The sequence below is a fragment of the Cryobacterium sp. TMB3-10 genome, assembly GCF_004402305.1.
Lineage (GTDB): Bacteria > Actinomycetota > Actinomycetes > Actinomycetales > Microbacteriaceae > Cryobacterium > Cryobacterium zongtaii.
In genome coordinates this window covers 58,909-76,426 of sequence record NZ_SOGH01000019.1, presented here as the reverse complement: position 1 = coordinate 76,426, position 17,518 = coordinate 58,909, and the positions used below count along the sequence as shown (strand labels likewise).

The following is a 17,518-nucleotide window of genomic DNA, read 5'->3' as shown; positions in this document are numbered from 1 at the left end:
TCTAGTCTCTCCCGAAGGTCTTCTCGACCTGGTGCACCAGAGGCGCGTACTCGCCGAGGAACGGGTCGATCGGGTTTTCCATCAGGCTCTGCACGGCCGTGACCGAGGTGTGCATCTGCACCACCGTGAGGGAGACACCCTGCACGACGAGCGGCGTATCGAGGATCTGCGGCGCCTTGCCGGCCATCCGGTAGAAGTCCATCAGGTCGTCGTTCAGGCTCAGCAGACTGGAGGGCGTGAAATCGTCGAGGGTCGGCAGGGCTTTCTTCGCCGCCTCCTTGAACATCTCCATCGCTTTGACGGGCGCACCATCGGGAACCAGGTCCTTCTTGAAGGCCCCGAGCACCGAATCCTTGAACGGCTTGCTGACCACCTTCGCGGCGTCGTCGATGCTCATGAACGCCTTGCTGTGCCGGCCGACCCCGCTGAGCTGGCGGGTCAATGCCGGGGCGCCGTCGAGCCTGGCGGCGGCCTTGGTGATCATCGAGGCACGCACGTACTTCGCGCCCACGGAGAAGATCTTGCCACCGAAGATCGACATCACCGCACCGACCGCGGCGCCGGCGACTGCCCACCAGCTGCCGTCGCCGTTGACGGCCGCGATGGTGGCCTCGATGAGGGTGAGCACCGCGCCGACGGCTGCGAGCACCATCAGCACCTGGCCGAGGATGGGCACCCAGGCCAGGAAGACGGCGAACACGCCGGCCCAGTCGCAGATGGTCTTGAGGATGTCGAGCGCCTTGGCGCCCCAGTCGTCCCACCAGGTGTCGTTGAGGTCCTGGCTCTTCTTGCCCTCGACGACCTCGAGGATGGCCGTGATCGCCGACTCGGCCGCCTGGTTCTTGATCGCGAGGGCCGAGTGCCATTCCGCCTGGGCCGCCTGCAGCGCCTGGCCGGCCGCTTCGGCGGCATCCTCGGCCTTGTCGGCGGCGGCGGTGTCGGTGGCGCTGGACTCCGGGGTGGCGCTCTCGGCCGTGGCGGCGGTGCGGGTGGCTGTGCGACCGGCGGTGTCGGCGGCGGTTTCCTTGTCGCCGATGTGCGCAATGGCGGTGGTCGCGGCATCCTGCGCCAGGCGCAGCTGCGCCGAGTAGGTGATCAGGGCCTGAGCGGTGCCGGCGTACCGGTCCTTGGCCTTGCCGATGTCGTCGGCGACGTTACCCGCCTCTTCGCGGATCGCGTCGATGGCTTTGGACGTCATGCCCTCCACCGACTTGATCGAGTTGAGGGTGGTCACCGACCGGGCGATGGCGTTGGCGATCTCGGCGTAGTGCTGCGCCTTGGTGCGCACCAGGTCGGGGTCACCCTCGAGGGCACGGAATTCGGTGTCGGTCATGATGATTCCTTCGGCAGGCTGCGGGAAGATCTCGGGGTGGCCGGGCGGGCGGACGGCATGGGGTGGGTCACAGGGGGGTGGCGGTCTGCAGCGGCGGAGTGGCGTCGGTCAGGGCTTTCGCGAGGCCGTCATCCACCTGGGTGAACCCGTCGGTGATGCCCTCGATCTTCTTGCGCAGACCCTCGACCGCCTCGGTCATGGCTTTGCGCTTGTCGTTCCACTTGTGTGCGAAATCGCTGACGTGGTCACCGAGGTTCTCGTGACCGGTGGCAATGGCCACGTCGTCGCTGAAGTCGTCGGCGTTGGTGAATTCCTTCACGACGGCGTCCAGGTCGTCCCGCAGCTGATGAAGCAGCTCCAGGTTGATGATGAGATCACTCATGATCGGTTCCCCCTAAGTGTTCGGCTTGACCGGCCTCGTTGCGACGGATGCGCGTGGGCCGGCTGCCTGTTAGAACAGTACCGAACCCGGTGAACGGGTTCGATGGGCAGCGGTCCCCATGACGCGAACTGTTGCCCATGCGGACATTTGCGGCCGGCGTGCCGGACGCAAATGTCCGCTTCGGGAACAGAAGGTCACGAGAGCAGCGGCAGCTGCACCCGCACGAAGTTGCCCTTAGCAATCAGCACGCCACGGCCGGGCGGGAACTCCGCCCGGTTCATCCGCGGCAGAGCGGTCTTCAGCAGGATGTCCCCCTCGACCGATTCGGGCTGCAGCAGCAGTCCGCGTCGGGCGTTCTTGATCTCGCCGAACAGCGGCCAGGACGAGTTCCAGGCGCTGGTCTCGGCCTCGGCGAGCAAGAAGTGATCGCTGCGCTTGACCGCCCGGGTGAGTTCGAGGATGCCGCCGTCGGCGGGCGTCTGCAGGAAGTCACCCAGACTCTCGACGAACACCGCGATGCGGCCCTCGGTGTCGGGGTCGGCGACCGCCGCCGCAAGGTCCTTGGCCAACGCCGCGATGGCGTCCACCGTGGTCGCGGCCTCGGTCCACAAACCCAGCCGGGAGATCGGCGAGCGGGCGTTGCCGAAGTAGTACAGGCGCGCATCCGGTTCGAACCGTTTGAACGCCAGCGCGATCGATTCGATGGCGGTGCTGCGGCCGCTGGCCGGCGGGCCCGCCAGCAGCAGGGTACCGCTGGGCTCGAAGCCGGCCGGGCCCAGGTCGATGTCGCCAAGGCCGAGCACCACCCGGTCGCCGATCCGGGCGGGCAGCTGCGCCTGCGGGAACTCCTTGGGCAGCGCCCCGATCGACGGCGCCTCGGCCACGCCGGCACGGCGCATGGCGTCGGCGAGCCGCTTGGTGGCGGCCGACTGCGCGGACTGCGCCGACAAGCCGCCGAGGATGGCGATCTGGGTTTCGAAGCCGTCCACAATGGCGCGGCCGGCCGGCGACTTGATGCTCAGGATGTCGCCGGGCACGTCGAGCATGCCGTAACCGTCGTCGGCCAGGCGCAATACCACCTTGCGCTGGATCGCCGAAGAGATCGACGCGGGCACCGCGCCGGCCCGGTCGGCGGTGATCGCCACGTGCATGCCCAGCTGGCGGCCGTCGGAGAGGATGTCCTTGAACACGTCGAACCACTGCGCGCGGCCGGCCGCGATCTCGAAGTCGTTGCGGAAGTTGGGGAACCCGTCGATGAGCAGCAGGATGCGCGGCTCGGCCGGCTGGTTGGCCAGCTGACGGTACTCGGTGATGTTCGACGCGTTCGCCTCGGCGTACAGCGCCTTGCGGCGGTCGATTTCACCCTGCAGAGTGCGGAACAACCGCACGACCCGTTCGACGTCCTCACCCATGATGATCGAACCGACGTGCGGCAGCTGCTCGAGCATGCGCAGGCTGCCGGCACCGAAGTCGAGCCCGTACACGTGCACCGGGCCACCGCGCGGGGTGATCGCGGCCGCGCAGGCGAGGGTGCGCAGCACCGCGGACTTGCCGGAGCCGCCGGTGCCGAAGATGGAGATGTGACCGTCGATGTCGGGCCGGAAGTACGCGGAGACCTGCTGCTGCTGCTCGGCGATGTCGGAGACGCCGAGAAGGAGTTCGGCATCCGTGCGCTGCCTCAGCAGGCTGAGGTCGTAGGCGCCGGCGAGTTCGTCGAGCCACGGCCGGCGGGGCGCGGGGATGCCGGTGGCGGCGTTGGCGCCGATGATGGTGGTGACCAGGCGTTGCTGGTCGGTGGGGCCGAGGTCGCGGTCCTCGTCGACGTAGTCGACCGCTCGCGGCTCCTCCCAACGGCTTTCCGCGCCGAACCGCAGCTCGTGCACGTCGATGCCGGCCCGCTCGGGTTCGCGGCTGGTCCAGCCGCCGGCGTAGGCGGACTGGAACTGGGCAAGCCGGCCGGGGCCGGTCTTGGCGACGCCGCGGCCGGGGATGGCCGGGTCGAAGTGGGCGGATTCCTTGGTGCCGATCACGTCGGTGCTGTCGGACTCGTCGGCCATCCGCAGGGCGATGCGCAGCGGGGTGTTGGCGCGCAGGTTGTCCTTGATCACACCGGCGGGACGCTGGGTGGCCATGATCAGATGGATGCCGAGCGACCGGCCGCGCTGGGCGATGTCGACGACACCGTCGACGAACTCGGGCACCTCGGTGGCCAGGGCGGCGAACTCGTCGATCACCAGCACCAGGGCGGGCGGGCTGTCGGGGTCGCCGCGCTTCTCCAGCTCGAGCAGGTCCTTGGCCTTCTTGCGGTTGAGCAGGTGCTCGCGGTGGTGCAGTTCGGCGCGCAGGCTGGTGAGCGCGCGGCGCACCAGGTGCGGGCTGAGGTCGGTGACCAGTCCCACGCAGTGCGGCAGGGTGACGCAGTCGGCGAAGGCCGAGCCGCCCTTGTAGTCCACGAACAGGAAGGTGACCCGGTCGGGGCTGTACTCGGCGGCCATGCCGAGCACCCAGGCCTGCAGGAACTCGCTCTTGCCGGCGCCGGTGGTGCCGCCCACGAGGGCGTGCGGGCCCTGGGTGCGGAGGTCCAGGTGCATGGCGTCGACGCCGGCGGAGCCGATGATGGCGCGCAACTTGCCGGCCCGGCGCGGTTTGGGGGTGCCGCCGCTTCGGTCGTGGATGGAGGTGTTCTGCTGCCACCGGTCGATGACCGCGGCGCTGGTCTCGACCATGTCATGGCCGAGCAGGGTGACCAGCGACACGGTGCGGGGCAGGTCGCTGGCGTCGGCGACGAGGGCGCCGGCGTCGATGACCGGGGCCATCCGCTTGGCGAATTCGAGGGCGGCAGCGGAGTCGACCTGTTCGGTGACGACGTTGTCGATGGTCTCGCCCAGGCGCACGAAACCGACGGTGGCGATGCCGGGTTCGTCGCCCAGGTGCAGGTAGGTGCGGCAGACGGCGGGCAGTGCCGCCACGGTCGGGCCGATCCAGATGGGGTACACGCCGGCGTCGGCGGCGATTTCGGCGAGCTGCACGAGCCGGGCCCGGTCGATGGCCACGTCGTCGGAGATCAGCAGCACAATCGCGGGGATGGCCGACTTGGTGCCCTCCTTGGTGCCGGATGCGCCGACCTCGCCGCCGCGCTCGAGCGCGGCATCCGTTTGCACCATGGCGCCGCGGCGGCTGGCCTTGGCCTGGGCGAGGCGCTGCTCCACAACACCCTCGATGCCGGAAAGCACCGCGCTGGCACTGGCGGCGCTGTCGGCGAGGTGGCTCCCTTCAATGGGGCTGTGCGGGGAGGAAGTGTGGGGCATCCACTTGAGCCATTCCAGCTCACGGGACCAGCGGGGCGTGACCAGGGAGGCGACGACAAGTTCGGCCGGTGAGTGCAGTGCGGTGAGCTGCACCAGGATCGAGTTGATCGAGCCCATCGCCTGGGCGGGTGAGCCGGCGATTCCGAGTGCGCCGGAGTCGTAGAGGTTGTCGATCAGCGGCACGCCGTCGAGGGTGCGATTGGCGTTGATGACTTCGGTGAGCTTCTCCTCGAACTCCGGCAGCATGTCGCCGCGGCTGGAGTCGGAGATGGTGTTGCGGGAGTTCATGGTGCCGCAGCCGAGCCGCACGTTCAGGAACGACCAGTGTTCGGGACGGCGGGTCCAGAGCATCGGCCCCCGGTTCATGGCGTGTTCGTGTGCTTCCAGAGTGGAGGGCGACTCCTTGAGCCGTAGCTCGTGCTCGATGACCCGTTCGGTGGCCAGCCGATTGGTGAGTACCTCGAGCCTGGCGCTGAACTTGGCCACGGCCTTGGCCATCCGGCGTTTGTCACGGCCCTTGGTGGTGAAGAAGTTGCCGATCAGCATGACCGGGGAGAGCAGACAGAACAGCAGGGTGGTGGGGCTCTTGGTGAGCGCGAACATCGCCCCGCCCAGCAGCAGCGGGGTGATCATCGCCAGCAGCGGGAACGGTGCGTCCTCCTTCTCGGTGGGCACCTCCGGGGAGACGAACTCCTGGCCGATGTAGCGTTTCTCCACCTTGGGCGACCGGTTGAAGAAGATCGGGCCGGGTTTGGGCGCGCTTTCGGGCGCGGCGCCGGCGACCAGACTGATCTCCACCTCGGAGTCGCCGAGCAGCATCCGTTCGGTCTTGGCAATGCGCAGCCGGCCCACGATGCCGCCGTCCACGACGACCCCGTTGGCGCTGCCGAGGTCGATGACCTCCACGGCCTCGCCGATCTCCAGCCGCACGTGCTTCTTCGATACCAGGCTGTCGTGCAGCACGATGTCGCAGGCGGCGTCGCGGCCCACCAGCAGGCTGCCGGGCGCCAGCGGGAACTCGCGGCCTTCATCCGGCCCGGAGAGCACCTTGAGTTGGGCTACCGGCTGCGCCGTCAGCGTTGACGGGGCCTGGTAGAGCACACCGGCGTCGGCGAGGCTCACGGATGCGCCGGAGCCGATCCAGGCCTCCCCCACCGGTCCGTCCGGCGGCAGGGTGAGTGGCACGCTCTGGCCGGGCAGCGTTGCCCGCAGGGTGAGGAACCGGTCCGGTGAGTGCGTGGTCTGCGCGTCGACCCGGCTGATGGTGCCGGCGATTTCGGAGATCGTGGCTGCCGCATCCGCGGTGACGATGATGTCGCTGGCGGCGCCGTTGGGGCGAACCAGGGTGAGCTTGAGGCGCATTCAGTTCCTATGTCAGTAGAGCTGGCGGTGCGGGGTGACGTGCTATTCGCCGCGGCGCTCCCACGGCCAGAGCGGCCGGCCGTGCTCGCCGTAGTGCGAGGCCAGCAGGATCGAGTAGACGAGCGCGACGAGAAAGGCCAGCGCACCCACGGTGAGGGCGAACGGGCTGGCGAGCATGCTGCCGGCGAACAGCAGCACGCCCAAGGGTTGGCCGTTGCCGGCGGCCACGAGGATGGCTCCGGTGACGATGAACAGGCCGTACGCGGCGATGCCGGTGGCAACAGCAAACCCCACCACGACGCGTTGCTTGTCGGGTGGGGTGTTGACGCCGAGAACGATCAGCATGAGCAGCACCAGCAGCACGGCGACGGCCGTCATGGTGGGGCCCACCAGGGTGCCGGCCGACCTGTCGGCGATGACCTCGAGGTTGGTGGCCAGGCTGATCAGGCCGAACGCGGCCACGAGCAGTGCGGCGTAGAGCACGGTCGCGAAAACCGCGACGACGGTCGCATATTTCTGGTAATCGCGCATTCTGTGCTCCCCCCGCACTGCCAGCGGTTAGACCGGACGGGCGAGCTGCGGTCCTTCGGCGAGCTGACGCTCGTATTCGGCCTTGGCGGCGATGTTCTTCGCGGTGATGCTGCGGCCGCGGCGGGCGATCCAGGCGCCGAACCAGATGGGCACCTCGCGGGCCACGACGGCCGCGGCGATGGCGCCGGGGTTCAACCACTGAGTGCTCACGAAGCGGGCCGCTTCGGCGGGGGTCAGGTTCCACGCCTGCACGGCGAGCAGGGCGCCGCCGATGTAGGAGAAGTACACGACCACGGCGACAAGGAAGCCGCCGAGCACATAGGCCCACCAGCCGGCACGGTTGAGCACCGCGACCAGCAGCGCGAAGGCGAGGAAGAAGAAGATCACCGGCACGTAGAAGACCGGCAGCACCAGGAAGTCGGTGAACCGGGTGGTGGCGTCGGCGACGGTGGCGGCGTTGGCGGCGGAGATGAAGAACGCGATGACCGCATAGACGCCGGCGAAGACCGCGGTGGCAATCAGGCCGATGAGGATGCCGGCGGCCCGGTTGCCCAGGGTCTTGGGCGGGGTGGGCGCGGTGACGTACACCGGGCTTTGCGAGAACTGCTGGGTCTGCTGCTGCACCGGCGGCTGCACGGTGGGCTGCGCGGCTGCGGCGGGGACCGTCGCGGCTGCCGGGGTGGGCACGTAGGTGGGCGTGTAGTTCTTCTGCTCCGCAGCTGCTTCATCCCGGGCGACCTCGGCCGGGGTGGGCTCGGCGGTGAGGCGTTCGACCTTTTCGGTCTGCGCCTCCGACGCGTTGACCGTCACCGGGGTGGCCGGCTCGTAGTCGATCGGCTCGCCGGGAACGTAGGCAGGCTCCGGCGTCGAGGTCTCGGCCACCGGTTCGCGCACAGGCTGGTCGACGGTCTTGCTCGGGTCGGCCACGGTGGTGGGCTCCGGGTTCGCATCGTCGTAGATGTGCTCGGTGGGCGCATCCGGGTTGTGGTTCTTGTTGCCCTCGGGGGGCGTGGTGTCGGTCATGCTGCACTCCTCGTGAGCCTCGCGGCCGTAGCTCTGTGCTGCCACTGTAGCAATCCGGGGCGACAAGTCGACGGAAGCTCGGGGCGCGCGGCGGTTAACCTGCGTCGACCTCCGCGGTGGGATCGAGCAGCACATAGATCAGCAGGGACATTGTTCCCGAGACCTCGTCGGTGGCTGCCGGTGCAGCCGCCGGGGCGTCGGCGTCGACGGATGCGGCCGGCGCCTCGGCGGCTTCCTTGGTCGTGCTGAAGGCCGTGACCGCGGTGAGCCGGGTTCCCTTCTGCAGGCCCTCGATGAAAGCGAGCACGTTGTCATAGCCGCCGTCGAACGCAAGCGTGATGGGGATGGCGATGAAGTTCTCCGCGCTCACGAGCGGGCTGGTCACCGGCACGCCGGCCCCCTCCGCCGGTGCGGCGGCAACGGCCTCGGTTGCCGGCACGGCAGCGTCGGCAGCCGGGGCCTCGGCGTCGGCAGCGGGCGTTTCCACGACAGGGACCTCGGCCGCGGTCGGTGCATACGCCACCGCATCCGCCGTGGTGATGCTCGTGAGGGTGACAGAATGCTGCTGTGCCTCGGTGGACAACTGATTGACGTAGGCCGGAAGCGCCGCGCCCGAGGGAAGCTCAGCCCGCAGGTCGCCGAGCTGGTCTTCGAGCTGGTCGATACCCTCGAACTGGTCCTTGAGGATCACCAGCTCCTGGCTGTAGACCGCGTTCTGCGCCTCGGCCGCCTCCCGTGCCTCGTCGGCGACCTTGGCTACCGACAGCAAGGGAGAGGCACCCAGCACCCATCCCAGCGCGATAGAAACCGTCATGACCAGGGCACAGCCGATGGCCCAGATGCGTCGTGTTGACATGGTCAGTTACCTCCGGTGGCGTCGGTGAAGCGTCCGGAGAACGCGTCGGAATCGATGTGCATTGTCACAACAACGGTGTACCCGCCAGTGTCCCCCGCGGTGATGGACCCCGGAACGGCATCGGCCACACCGGGCAGCGTGTGCAGGGCGTCCAGCCACTGCGGCACCGTCGGCAAACCGGGGCTCACCATCGTGACCGTCAGTGTCGCCACGCGAGGTTCCTGCAGGGGACCGGTGGGCTGTGGATAAACGGTCAACGGCGAGGTCGAGTCGACGGTTACCGCGTCGATTCCAACATCAGCGGGCAGTACCGCGCGCATCCCCTGGAGGTAGGCCTTCCAGTCCACTTCGGACCATCCGCCGACGGCCCGTGCAGCGAGCGCGGTTTCTACCTGAGCCTCTACCTGGCGTACCGCCACATACTTACTCTGTTCGGAGAGCAGGTCTGTGGTGTCTGCTTGCGTGGCCACCAGGCGGAGAGCACTCGAGGTTGCGTGCAGAAAAGCCCCGCCGACCCCGATCAAGACGAGCACGAGCACGCCGGCCGTCACCAAAATCAGCTTGCGGCGCAGTGAGCGGTCCGCGGCCTGCGCCGAGACTTCTGGTGGCAACAGGTTGATCCGTGGTTCGCCGCCGAGAATCAGACCATCGTCGCGCACTGCCGCCTTCATGCTGCGCTCCCCAAGGCCAGGCCCAGCGCCACGTAGAACTCTCCGCCGGTGCTTTGGAACTCATCCACGCTAACGCCCTTGGCGAACGTGACCGCACCCAACGGCTCGGGAGGCACCACGTTCAGGCGGGTCAGCTCACCCAGCGCCTGCCCGAATCCGATCAGGGAGCTGCCGCCTCCAGCCAGCACGATTCGGTCGATCGACAGCGACGGCCGGGTGTTGGCGAAGTAGGTGATGGTGTTGCGCAGGCTGCTGAGCAGTTCAGTGGTCACCTCACGGATGATGCCCACGGCGTCTTCATCGCCGACAGCAACGCCGCCAGGCGCGAGCCCGACCGCGCGCTTCACCGCGTTTGCGGTTTGAGGGTCGGTAGGCAGCCGGTCCACGAGCGCCTGGGTGAGGTCGTCTCCCCCTGTGGGAATGATGCGCACGAACAGGGGGCTGCCTTGCGCGGTGACAATCACGCTGGTGGTGCGAGCGCCCACATCGATCTGCACCACTACGCCAGGGTCCGGCTGACCACGATAGACCACGCGGCTCAGCGCGAACGGAATGAGGTCGACCTCCACCGGGATGAGGCCCGCCAGCTGCACGGCCTTCACGTTCGCCTCCACTGACTCCTTGATGGCGGCCACCAGGAGACCCTGCACCTGGGGTCCGGCGGCGCCGCCATCCGTCTCGGAAATGGGGTAGAAGTCGAGCAGCGCGTCGGCCACCGGCACCGGCAACATGTCTTGCACATGGAACGGCAAGGACTCGCGAATGCGTGCCAACGAGCCCTTGGGCACGGTCAGATCCCGCACGAGCACCCGGTGATTACCCATTCCGATCACCACGTCTTTGCTTCCGAAGCCACCCGCGGACCACAACCGCTTGAGGGCCTCGGCCACCGTGTTGATCTCCTGCACCTCGCCGCGCAACACCGACCCCTCGGGCAGCGGCACGGCGTAGTACCTCATCACGGTGGGCAACGCCTTGCCGGCACCGCTCAGTTCCACCGCGCGCACGGCCGTGCTGCCGATGTCTATTCCTACGACGCTAGCGACCATGGGCCACGTCCTTCCTTGCTGCTGTTGCTGAGAGGTGGTGCGGTTGAGAGGTCCGGGCTAGGCCAATCCGAACAGGGCCAGATACGAATGCCAGATCGTGTCGCCGGCGAAGATCCCCACCCAGGCGCCGGCGAGCATCCAAGGCCCGAACGGAATGCTGCCCTTGCGACTGACCCGTCGGCTAACCAGAAGGATGAGAGCGAAGATGCCGCCGAGCAGGAAGGCCGAGAAAGCGCCCACCACCAGCTGCCCCCAACCCAACCAGCCGAGGAACAGCCCGAGCACCCCGGCGAGCTTGACGTCGCCGAAACCCATCCCGCCCGGATACAACACCGCCATCAGGAAGTAGAGCAGCCACAGTGCGGCCAGACCGATGCCGGCACTGAGCAAACGCCCAAGGTCACCCGTAACTAGCGCCGCCCAACCGAGCAGCACCGCGCCAACCGCATAGGCAGGAAGTACGATCTTGTCGGGCAGTCTGTGCGTCTCGAGGTCGATCAACGCGAGCGCCACGCTGACGGCCGCGAGATAGAGAAACGCGACGAGGCGGAGCGCGACAGCGGCCAAAGCAGCGCCGTTTATGTCCACAACCGACTGACCGGCGAGACTCGATGTCGTCCATGCACCGACGAGACCAAAGAAGAGGGCGGTTCCCAGCTCCACCACCGGATAGCGAATAGCGATGGGCGCGCGGCAATCCCGGCATTTGCCCCGCAACACCAGCCACGACAGCACGGGGATGTTGTCTGCACCACGGATTCGATGGCCGCAGGTCGTGCACGCACTCGGCGGTGACACGACTGACTCTCCCCGTGGTAGGCGATAGATCACCACGTTCAGGAACGAACCGATTAAGGCTCCAAAACCAGTGGCGACGATGACGAGCAGCCAGCTACCCATTCGCGCCTAGGTCCCGAATTGACGTGCGATCGCCGAGCCCACCCGAGCTGCCCGGCGTCGTGACCGTTCCGTCGCTGAGATTGACACCGGGAAGTCCCACCGGCACGTAATTCAGCTTGGCATCGCCGTCGATCGTGGTGCTTCCGGAGTAGACCTGTCCGAACCAGACGATGCCCGAGGAGATGTTGACCTTGCAAGGGCTGTAGATCATCACGTGCACCTTGCTCGCCAGCGTGAAGCCACCGTCGACGGTGAAGGGGCTGACGGCGGGGGTTGCCCCCGGGCAGGTGGGTTGGGCGTCTGCGACAGTGTCGGGTGTGATGAGCCACAGGTCACGATCGACAGCGGCAGTGAAACCGCCGCCACCACCCAGGTTGAAACCCTTGGCCACGATGGCCAAGTCGTTGCCCAGCGTGAGTATGTCGCTTCCCCCGATCGAAAGGGGGTTCGTGCACCCTAGCGCGTTGATGATGCCGGGACCACTTCCTAACGTCGCGGCAGCATTCTTGAGTGCCGTGAAGTCGCAGGTGCCGGTGATTGCCGCCTCGTTGAAACCTACCCATTTGGTCTTGTCATATTTGAAGTCGACCCAATTCGGGACTGATGGTGTCGGCCCAGCCGCTGGCCCCGCTCCCGGGCCGGCCGCCACGATGGTGGCACCGCCCTTAGCGCTGCTCGAACTGTTGGTCGACTTCGCAGTGAGGTGTCCCGCGATTTCGGCACCGCCGGCAAAGGTCGCCGCTCCCGCGGCCCACGCCCCGCCCAAGATGTTGCCTCCGGCGAGACTAAGAGAAGGCGCGGTGGCGTCCCCTTCGACGACCGTTCCCCAAGTGACTTTCAGCGGCCCCGCTGCCCAAGCGTCACCCTTAACACGCACACCACTAAGAAATACCGAATCCCCAGTGCCGGCCCACCGCGAGGTGACGTCGCCTCCGACTGTGATGCTGCCACCGTCAATGCTCACCGCTTTAGACGCCCACACACTCCCCGAGACGCTACACGACCCGCTAATTGTGACCTTCCCATCGGCTGCGACCAGGTCGCCTGTGACGAAGCCGCCGCCGCCGCACTCGACATCGCCGTGGCGAATGAGGACGCTCGGTTTCGAGCCGTTGACGGAAAGAAGCGTGCCAGACCCGCCGAAGCCGGTCGCGCTGTACGCGTAGACGGCAGGACCGGACTCAGATATCGCGCTAGAGACGGCGGGGACGTAAATCGCCTCAACGACTCGCGTGTCACCCGTTTGGTTTCCACTAACGCCGGTCGCTATCGCGGTACCGGTCGATCTGAGTTTGATACTCGTTGTCGCTGCCGACGGGCATCGCAGCACCCAGGTCGCGCTGCCGTTGTCCTGCGTGAAAACCTCTACTGTGAATTTGGGTTCGACTACAGACTTGTAGCTGGCCGGATTGCAGGTGGACTTGGTCAATTTGGCTTCAGTATCGTCGATTCCGGCTTCTGCGGCGGATTGAGCCTGCACACCTGCGCGCGTCGAACCAGTGAAGCCAAGCGAGGACAGGGTTGCGCTAGCCACCGCGACACTCACGATCATGGCCACAGCCATGACACCGAATACCGCCATCAAAGCGCTGCCCTCGTCGTTGTGCAGGGACCGCGACCTACCTACGAGAAACATGGCGCACTAACCGGCGGTTTGACTCGGGTGTAGGTCTTGGTTTCTACTCGCACTGGCGATCTGGTGCCTGCTGCGACTTCGAAACTCAGAGTGGCAGAGTCCGCTGTGGAGCTGAAAACACTTACGCCTGACTGGCTCGGGCCGATCCCGGAACCCAGCAGTGTCCAGGTCCCAGCTGGAGCAGAAGCGGGCAGGGCGATCGCTACGGCGGGAGTCGCAGAAGTCTTGGTGTAGATGGCCTTATTGGATGCGCTGTAGTACCACGCCTGACAAACCCAGCTCAGGGTGCTCCCCCGAGTCGTTGTTCGAGTGATCAGCATCTGGCTTCCATCGGAGCCTGCGTTCACCAGGCCCACAGCGGAACCGTTGCGCACCGCCGACTGCACGGACGTGGAAATCAGTTGTGCCGTGGTCGTTGCTTCGGCGGCCTGGGAGACGTCACGCTCGACTTTGAGTGAATCGATCAGAAAACCTCCCACGATAAAGAGGACGATGGTGGCGAGGCTCATGTACACGAGGAGCTCGATGAGGGTGAATCCGTTATCCGCGGGTTCACCTGGCTTTGAGTAGCGCGACATTAGGGCACCCATTTCACAAGGATTAGCGTCGACGCGCTGGCGAGAACCGCGCTAGAGCCGGACTCGGTGACTTTAACCTGAAACGGAACGGTCTTTGGGTAGTCCGCGATAGTGCCCGTGCATGTGATGGGGTCTCGGGTCGGCTGGAAAGAGACGCCTCTCTTGTCGACGACCGGACTTATGGCCTCAGCCGCGAACGTTCTCAGATCTGCGCAATTCGTGCCCCGAGCCCTGGCTTGCTCCATGTTCTGGCTGACCAGCTGGGTAGCTGTGGCAACGCTCGTGTTCACGACTGACAGGCGCATGCCCTGGACAAGCACCGGGATGAAAGCCATGGCGATCAGAGCGATAAGGAACATCGATACGACGATTTCGATCATGCCGAACCCGCGATCGTCCGCCTTCGGGCGGTTTGCAGGGGTGGGCAGAATCATCGATTTCTCTCATTCGGTTGCGCTGCAACCTGGGCGAGGAACCCCCTGACTCCCCGCCCAGACGGTTGGACTTACGGCGTCGCGGCTGTGGCTACGAACGCTGTTGAACAGGTGCCCTTGAGCGCTGCACCCTTGTCATCGATCGCGAAGGTGTTGGCGCCGTCAACGTGCTTACCTGACACGCAGAAAGCCGCCTTGGAGCCTACAACCGTGACCGGAATGTCGGTGCTGTTGGTGAAGCCGGTGATGTTAGAGCCGCTCGTGGGGAACGCCGTCGGTGAAGGGGTCGCCACGAGCATGGCAACGATAGCCGTCTTGGCGGTGGTGACCTGGGCCTTTGTTGCGCTGTCACGGGCCGAGGCCTGCTGGTTGAGGAAAATCGGGATGGCAACGGCGGCCAGGATCCCGATGATCAAGACGACAACGAGCAGCTCGATGAGCGTGAAGCCCTTCTGCTTCTCGTCGAGCGACGCGCGCTTCTGGTGGAGTGCGACCAATGCGGTGCGGATCATGGTGTGTCCTGTTCATGTAGGGATGAAAGCGGAAAGCAGATGGCGCCATCCACCTCCAGATTAGAGATGGAAAGCACCGCGACACCGAAATTCTGAAAATCAGCTGAGAATATCAGTTCCCCCAGTGTAGGGGGCGGAACGAACTAATCTGCACGTGCCAAAGGACCTATTTGACGTAGTCGAAAATACTGAACATCGGCATGTAGAGCGCGACGATCATGCCGCCGACGACCACGCCGATAAAGGCGATCATGAGCGGCTCGATCAGGGCCGTCAGTTGCTCTGTCGTGGACTGAACTTCCTCGTCGTAGAAGTCGGCCACTTTGTTGAGCATCTGCTCCAACGCGCCGGAGTCCTCGCCGACGGCGATCATCTGGGTCACCATATTGGGGAAGATCGGCTCCTTCATGAGCGGCCCGGCAATCGACTCACCCTTGCGCACGGAGTCCTGCACGTTGCGCAACGCCTTTTCGATCACCCAGTTGCCGGAGGTCTCCCCCACAATCGCCAGGGACTGCATGATGGGCACACCGGCGCCGATCATGGTCGAGAAGTTGCGGCTGAACCGGGCAATGGCCAACTTGGTCATCAGCGACCCGAAGACTGGCAATTTCAGTTTGATCGGGTCGATGCGTTTGCGCACGGCTTCGGTGTTCTTGTTCTGCCGCCACCAGAAGGAGAATGCCACCCCAAGCACGACGAGCAGGGGTCCAAGCCACACCATTATTCGGGACAGCACCACGAGAATCTGAGTGGGGATGGGCAGGTCCCCACCGAGCCCCTTGAACATGCCCTCGAACACCGGAACGATGAAGATCAGCATGCCGATCACGGCCACAACGGCCATGATCAGCACAATGACCGGATAGGCCAGGGCCGACTTGATGGTGCTGCGCAGCTTCACCTCGGACTCGAAGTTGGCGGCCACCGAGTTCAGTGCCTTCTCGAGGAAGCCGCCGGTCTCACCCGCCCGAACCAGGTTGATCATGATGGGCGGCAGCACAGTGGGGTGTTTGGCCATCGCAGAGGACAACGAAATGCCGGTCTCAACATCCGTGCGGATGGCGCCGAGGATCTCGGCGAGCTGCTTGTTGTCGGTCTGCTCGGTGAGGATATTCAGGGTGCGCAACAGGGTGAGCCCCGACGACGTCATGGTGGCCATCTGCCGGCTCATCACCGCAAGGTCCTTCAGTGAGATGGCCTTCTTCATCCCCGGCAGCTGGATGTCGCGCTGCAGGCCGGTGCCGGCATTCGCCTCGGTGATCGACACGGGAGTCAGTCCCATGGTGCGAAGTCGTGAGGTGACGGCGACCTCTGAGGGCGCATCTACCTTGCCCTTGACGACCTTTCCGCTGGTGTCGCGGGCCTTGTAGGCGTAGGTCTGTGCGGTGGGCATCAGTTGCCCGGCGCGTAGGCGTCGTAGTCGGGCCCGTCAGTGGCCAGGCTGATCGGTTCTTCGAATTCGCTGCGCCGGATGAGCTGGCCGAGGCTGGTCACGTCTTGCGCCTTTTCTTCGGCGGACTTGCGGGTGATCAGGCCCGTGTTGACCAGGTCGGCGAGGTGCTGGTCCATCGAGTGCATGCCCTGCTCGCGGCCGGCCTGCATCGCGGAGGAGATCTGGTAGGTCTTGCCTTCACGAATGAGGTTGGCGATCGCGGAGGTGGCGAACAGCACCTCGGTGGCCACCACTCGGCCGCCGTCGACCCGCTTCACCAGGGTCTGGCAGACCACGCCCTGCAGCGTCGCCGCGAGCTGGGAGCGCACCTGGGACTGTTGGTGCGGCGGGAACACGTCGATGATGCGGTCAATGGTCTGGGCGGCGCTCTGAGTGTGCAAAGTCGCGAATACGAGGTGGCCGGTCTCGGCGGCGGTCAACGCCACCGAGATCGTTTCAAGGTCACGCAGCTCACCGATCAGAATCACGTCGGGGTCCTGTCGCAGCACGTGCTTGAGGGCGGCCGCGAAGCTGTGCGTGTCGCTGCCCACCTCGCGCTGGTTCACCAGCGACTTCTGGTGCCGGTGCAAGAACTCGATCGGGTCTTCGACGGTGACGATGTGGTCAGCGCGGGTGCGATTCACCTGGTCGACGAGCGCGGCGAGGGTGGTGGACTTTCCCGAGCCCGTGGGCCCGGTGACGAGGACCAGACCCCGGGCCATGGCGGCAAAGCGACCCACCGATTCCGGCACGCCGAGGTCCTTGAGCTGCTTGATCTCCCGCGGAATAAGCCGGAAAGCCCCGCCGATGGAGTTGCGTTGCTGGTAGTAGTTCACCCGAAACCGGGCGCCGTTGGTGGTGTAGGCGAAGTCCAGTTCGAGCTCCCGCTCGAATTCCTCCCGCTGCGCGGGGCTGAGAAGGCTGTACAGGGCGGACTGCACCTTTTCGCGCATCCACCGGTTGGTGTTGTCGAGAGGGCGGAGCGAGCCGTTCACCCGGATGCTCGGCGGTGCACCGACAGTCACGTGCAGATCGGAGCCATCCAAATCGAGCACCTCCTGCAGGGCGTTCAGAATATCCTGGTCGGCCTCGACAACGTCCTCGAAGCGCTGCGCCCGACGTGGCCGGGCCGTTGCAGTTCCTGCTGGCGCGTCCGTGCGAGGCCGGAGCACTTCGTTGCTGGCCGGGTCGAGCGCTGAGCGGGTGAGGTCGGGCCTCGCCTGCTCGGGAATGACCTGGATGTCGGCCTCCGTGCGCGCGGGTTCCGCGTGGGTGGGATACGCCGTCACGGTATCGGTGGGCTGGTCATAGATGGACTTGAACACCACCGGCTCGGTGGGCGGTGAATCCGCCGGGTCCTGCAGATACCACGGCAGCGGCGCCTCGGGGAGAGCGGTCGCCGCCGGATCGGCGTCGGGGTCGTCACCGCTCTGCGGCCGTTGCGGTGGCGTCACCGGAATCTCGTAGATTGGCTGGCTCATACTGATGTCCCCTTCGGCACTACGCGT

Annotated in this window: 15 protein-coding genes; all 15 read right to left on the bottom strand. The window is 66.0% G+C overall.

The window, feature by feature from the left end; translation table 11 throughout:
* Position 1: 1 nt before the first annotated feature.
* The 15 genes from E3T22_RS07675 to E3T22_RS07605 all read right to left on the bottom strand — a co-directional run bounded on the left by E3T22_RS07675 (position 2) and on the right by E3T22_RS07605 (position 17,491).
* Positions 2-1,333, bottom strand: coding sequence for a hypothetical protein (locus tag E3T22_RS07675; protein ID WP_088457205.1), 1,332 nt, complete (start codon positions 1,331-1,333; stop codon positions 2-4).
* A gap of 67 nt (positions 1,334-1,400) precedes the next feature.
* Positions 1,401-1,715: a hypothetical protein gene (locus E3T22_RS07670; RefSeq protein WP_088457206.1), complete on the bottom strand. Its 315-nt coding sequence runs from the start codon at positions 1,713-1,715 to the stop codon at positions 1,401-1,403.
* A 194-nt stretch (positions 1,716-1,909) separates the two neighbouring features.
* Positions 1,910-6,385, bottom strand: a complete 4,476-nt coding sequence (locus E3T22_RS07665; protein WP_134408173.1) for an FtsK/SpoIIIE domain-containing protein — start codon at positions 6,383-6,385, stop codon at positions 1,910-1,912.
* Positions 6,386-6,427: 42 nt separating this feature from the next.
* The gene (locus E3T22_RS07660; RefSeq protein WP_088457208.1) at positions 6,428-6,916 is read right to left on the bottom strand and encodes a hypothetical protein; all 489 of its coding nucleotides are present in this window, start codon (positions 6,914-6,916) and stop codon (positions 6,428-6,430) included.
* Positions 6,917-6,943: 27 nt separating this feature from the next.
* Positions 6,944-7,939, bottom strand: a complete 996-nt coding sequence (locus E3T22_RS07655) for a hypothetical protein (RefSeq protein ID WP_088457209.1) — start codon at positions 7,937-7,939, stop codon at positions 6,944-6,946.
* Between the two features lie 94 nt (positions 7,940-8,033).
* Positions 8,034-8,795, bottom strand: a complete 762-nt coding sequence (locus E3T22_RS07650; RefSeq protein ID WP_134481018.1) for a hypothetical protein — start codon at positions 8,793-8,795, stop codon at positions 8,034-8,036.
* A gap of 2 nt (positions 8,796-8,797) precedes the next feature.
* Positions 8,798-9,466: a hypothetical protein gene (locus E3T22_RS07645; RefSeq protein ID WP_134481017.1), complete on the bottom strand. Its 669-nt coding sequence runs from the start codon at positions 9,464-9,466 to the stop codon at positions 8,798-8,800.
* Positions 9,463-10,515, bottom strand: coding sequence for a type IV pilus assembly protein PilM (gene pilM, locus E3T22_RS07640; protein ID WP_134481016.1), 1,053 nt, complete (start codon positions 10,513-10,515; stop codon positions 9,463-9,465). Before pilM ends, E3T22_RS07645 begins: the two co-directional genes overlap by 4 nt.
* A gap of 57 nt (positions 10,516-10,572) precedes the next feature.
* Entirely contained in the window at positions 10,573-11,415 is an 843-nt protein-coding gene (locus tag E3T22_RS07635; protein WP_134481015.1) for an A24 family peptidase, read from the bottom strand.
* Positions 11,408-12,967 carry a hypothetical protein gene (locus E3T22_RS07630; RefSeq protein ID WP_134481014.1) on the bottom strand — a complete coding sequence of 520 codons (1,560 nt, stop codon included), beginning with the start codon at positions 12,965-12,967 and terminating at the stop codon, positions 11,408-11,410. The genes E3T22_RS07635 and E3T22_RS07630 overlap by 8 nt, the downstream gene beginning before the upstream one ends.
* 71 nt (positions 12,968-13,038) lie before the next feature.
* Positions 13,039-13,629, bottom strand: a complete 591-nt coding sequence (locus tag E3T22_RS07625; protein WP_166789284.1) for a type II secretion system protein J — start codon at positions 13,627-13,629, stop codon at positions 13,039-13,041.
* Positions 13,629-14,063, bottom strand: a complete 435-nt coding sequence (locus E3T22_RS07620; protein WP_134481012.1) for a prepilin-type N-terminal cleavage/methylation domain-containing protein — start codon at positions 14,061-14,063, stop codon at positions 13,629-13,631. The genes E3T22_RS07625 and E3T22_RS07620 overlap by 1 nt, the downstream gene beginning before the upstream one ends.
* Before the next feature lie 71 nt (positions 14,064-14,134).
* Positions 14,135-14,575, bottom strand: a complete 441-nt coding sequence (locus E3T22_RS19535; protein ID WP_198414962.1) for a type II secretion system protein — start codon at positions 14,573-14,575, stop codon at positions 14,135-14,137.
* A gap of 166 nt (positions 14,576-14,741) precedes the next feature.
* Complete coding sequence (locus E3T22_RS07610) at positions 14,742-15,971, bottom strand: type II secretion system F family protein (protein WP_134481011.1); 1,230 nt, start codon at positions 15,969-15,971, stop codon at positions 14,742-14,744.
* Positions 15,971-17,491 (bottom strand): type IV pilus twitching motility protein PilT, encoded by a 1,521-nt coding sequence (locus tag E3T22_RS07605; RefSeq protein WP_134481010.1) that lies wholly within the window; start codon positions 17,489-17,491, stop codon positions 15,971-15,973. The genes E3T22_RS07610 and E3T22_RS07605 overlap by 1 nt, the downstream gene beginning before the upstream one ends.
* Between the last annotated feature and the right edge of the window lie 27 nt (positions 17,492-17,518).

What these genes read in the sequence shown, in the direction of transcription:
- E3T22_RS07635 (WP_134481015.1), bottom strand. Translation starts at nt 11,415, where the DNA reads ATGGGTAGCTGGCTGCTCGTCATCGTCGCCACTGGTTTTGGAGCCTTA.
- E3T22_RS07675 (WP_088457205.1), bottom strand. Translation starts at nt 1,333, where the DNA reads ATGACCGACACCGAATTCCGTGCCCTCGAGGGTGACCCCGACCTGGTG.
- E3T22_RS07670 (WP_088457206.1), bottom strand. Translation starts at nt 1,715, where the DNA reads ATGAGTGATCTCATCATCAACCTGGAGCTGCTTCATCAGCTGCGGGAC.
- E3T22_RS07650 (WP_134481018.1), bottom strand. Translation starts at nt 8,795, where the DNA reads ATGTCAACACGACGCATCTGGGCCATCGGCTGTGCCCTGGTCATGACG.
- E3T22_RS07625 (WP_166789284.1), bottom strand. Translation starts at nt 13,629, where the DNA reads ATGTCGCGCTACTCAAAGCCAGGTGAACCCGCGGATAACGGATTCACC.
- pilM (WP_134481016.1), bottom strand. Translation starts at nt 10,515, where the DNA reads ATGGTCGCTAGCGTCGTAGGAATAGACATCGGCAGCACGGCCGTGCGC.
- E3T22_RS07660 (WP_088457208.1), bottom strand. Translation starts at nt 6,916, where the DNA reads ATGCGCGATTACCAGAAATATGCGACCGTCGTCGCGGTTTTCGCGACC.
- E3T22_RS07610 (WP_134481011.1), bottom strand. Translation starts at nt 15,971, where the DNA reads ATGCCCACCGCACAGACCTACGCCTACAAGGCCCGCGACACCAGCGGA.
- E3T22_RS07645 (WP_134481017.1), bottom strand. Translation starts at nt 9,466, where the DNA reads ATGAAGGCGGCAGTGCGCGACGATGGTCTGATTCTCGGCGGCGAACCA.
- E3T22_RS19535 (WP_198414962.1), bottom strand. Translation starts at nt 14,575, where the DNA reads ATGATCCGCACCGCATTGGTCGCACTCCACCAGAAGCGCGCGTCGCTC.
- E3T22_RS07655 (WP_088457209.1), bottom strand. Translation starts at nt 7,939, where the DNA reads ATGACCGACACCACGCCCCCCGAGGGCAACAAGAACCACAACCCGGAT.
- E3T22_RS07620 (WP_134481012.1), bottom strand. Translation starts at nt 14,063, where the DNA reads ATGATTCTGCCCACCCCTGCAAACCGCCCGAAGGCGGACGATCGCGGG.
- E3T22_RS07630 (WP_134481014.1), bottom strand. Translation starts at nt 12,967, where the DNA reads ATGATCGTGAGTGTCGCGGTGGCTAGCGCAACCCTGTCCTCGCTTGGC.
- E3T22_RS07605 (WP_134481010.1), bottom strand. Translation starts at nt 17,491, where the DNA reads ATGAGCCAGCCAATCTACGAGATTCCGGTGACGCCACCGCAACGGCCG.
- E3T22_RS07665 (WP_134408173.1), bottom strand. Translation starts at nt 6,385, where the DNA reads ATGCGCCTCAAGCTCACCCTGGTTCGCCCCAACGGCGCCGCCAGCGAC.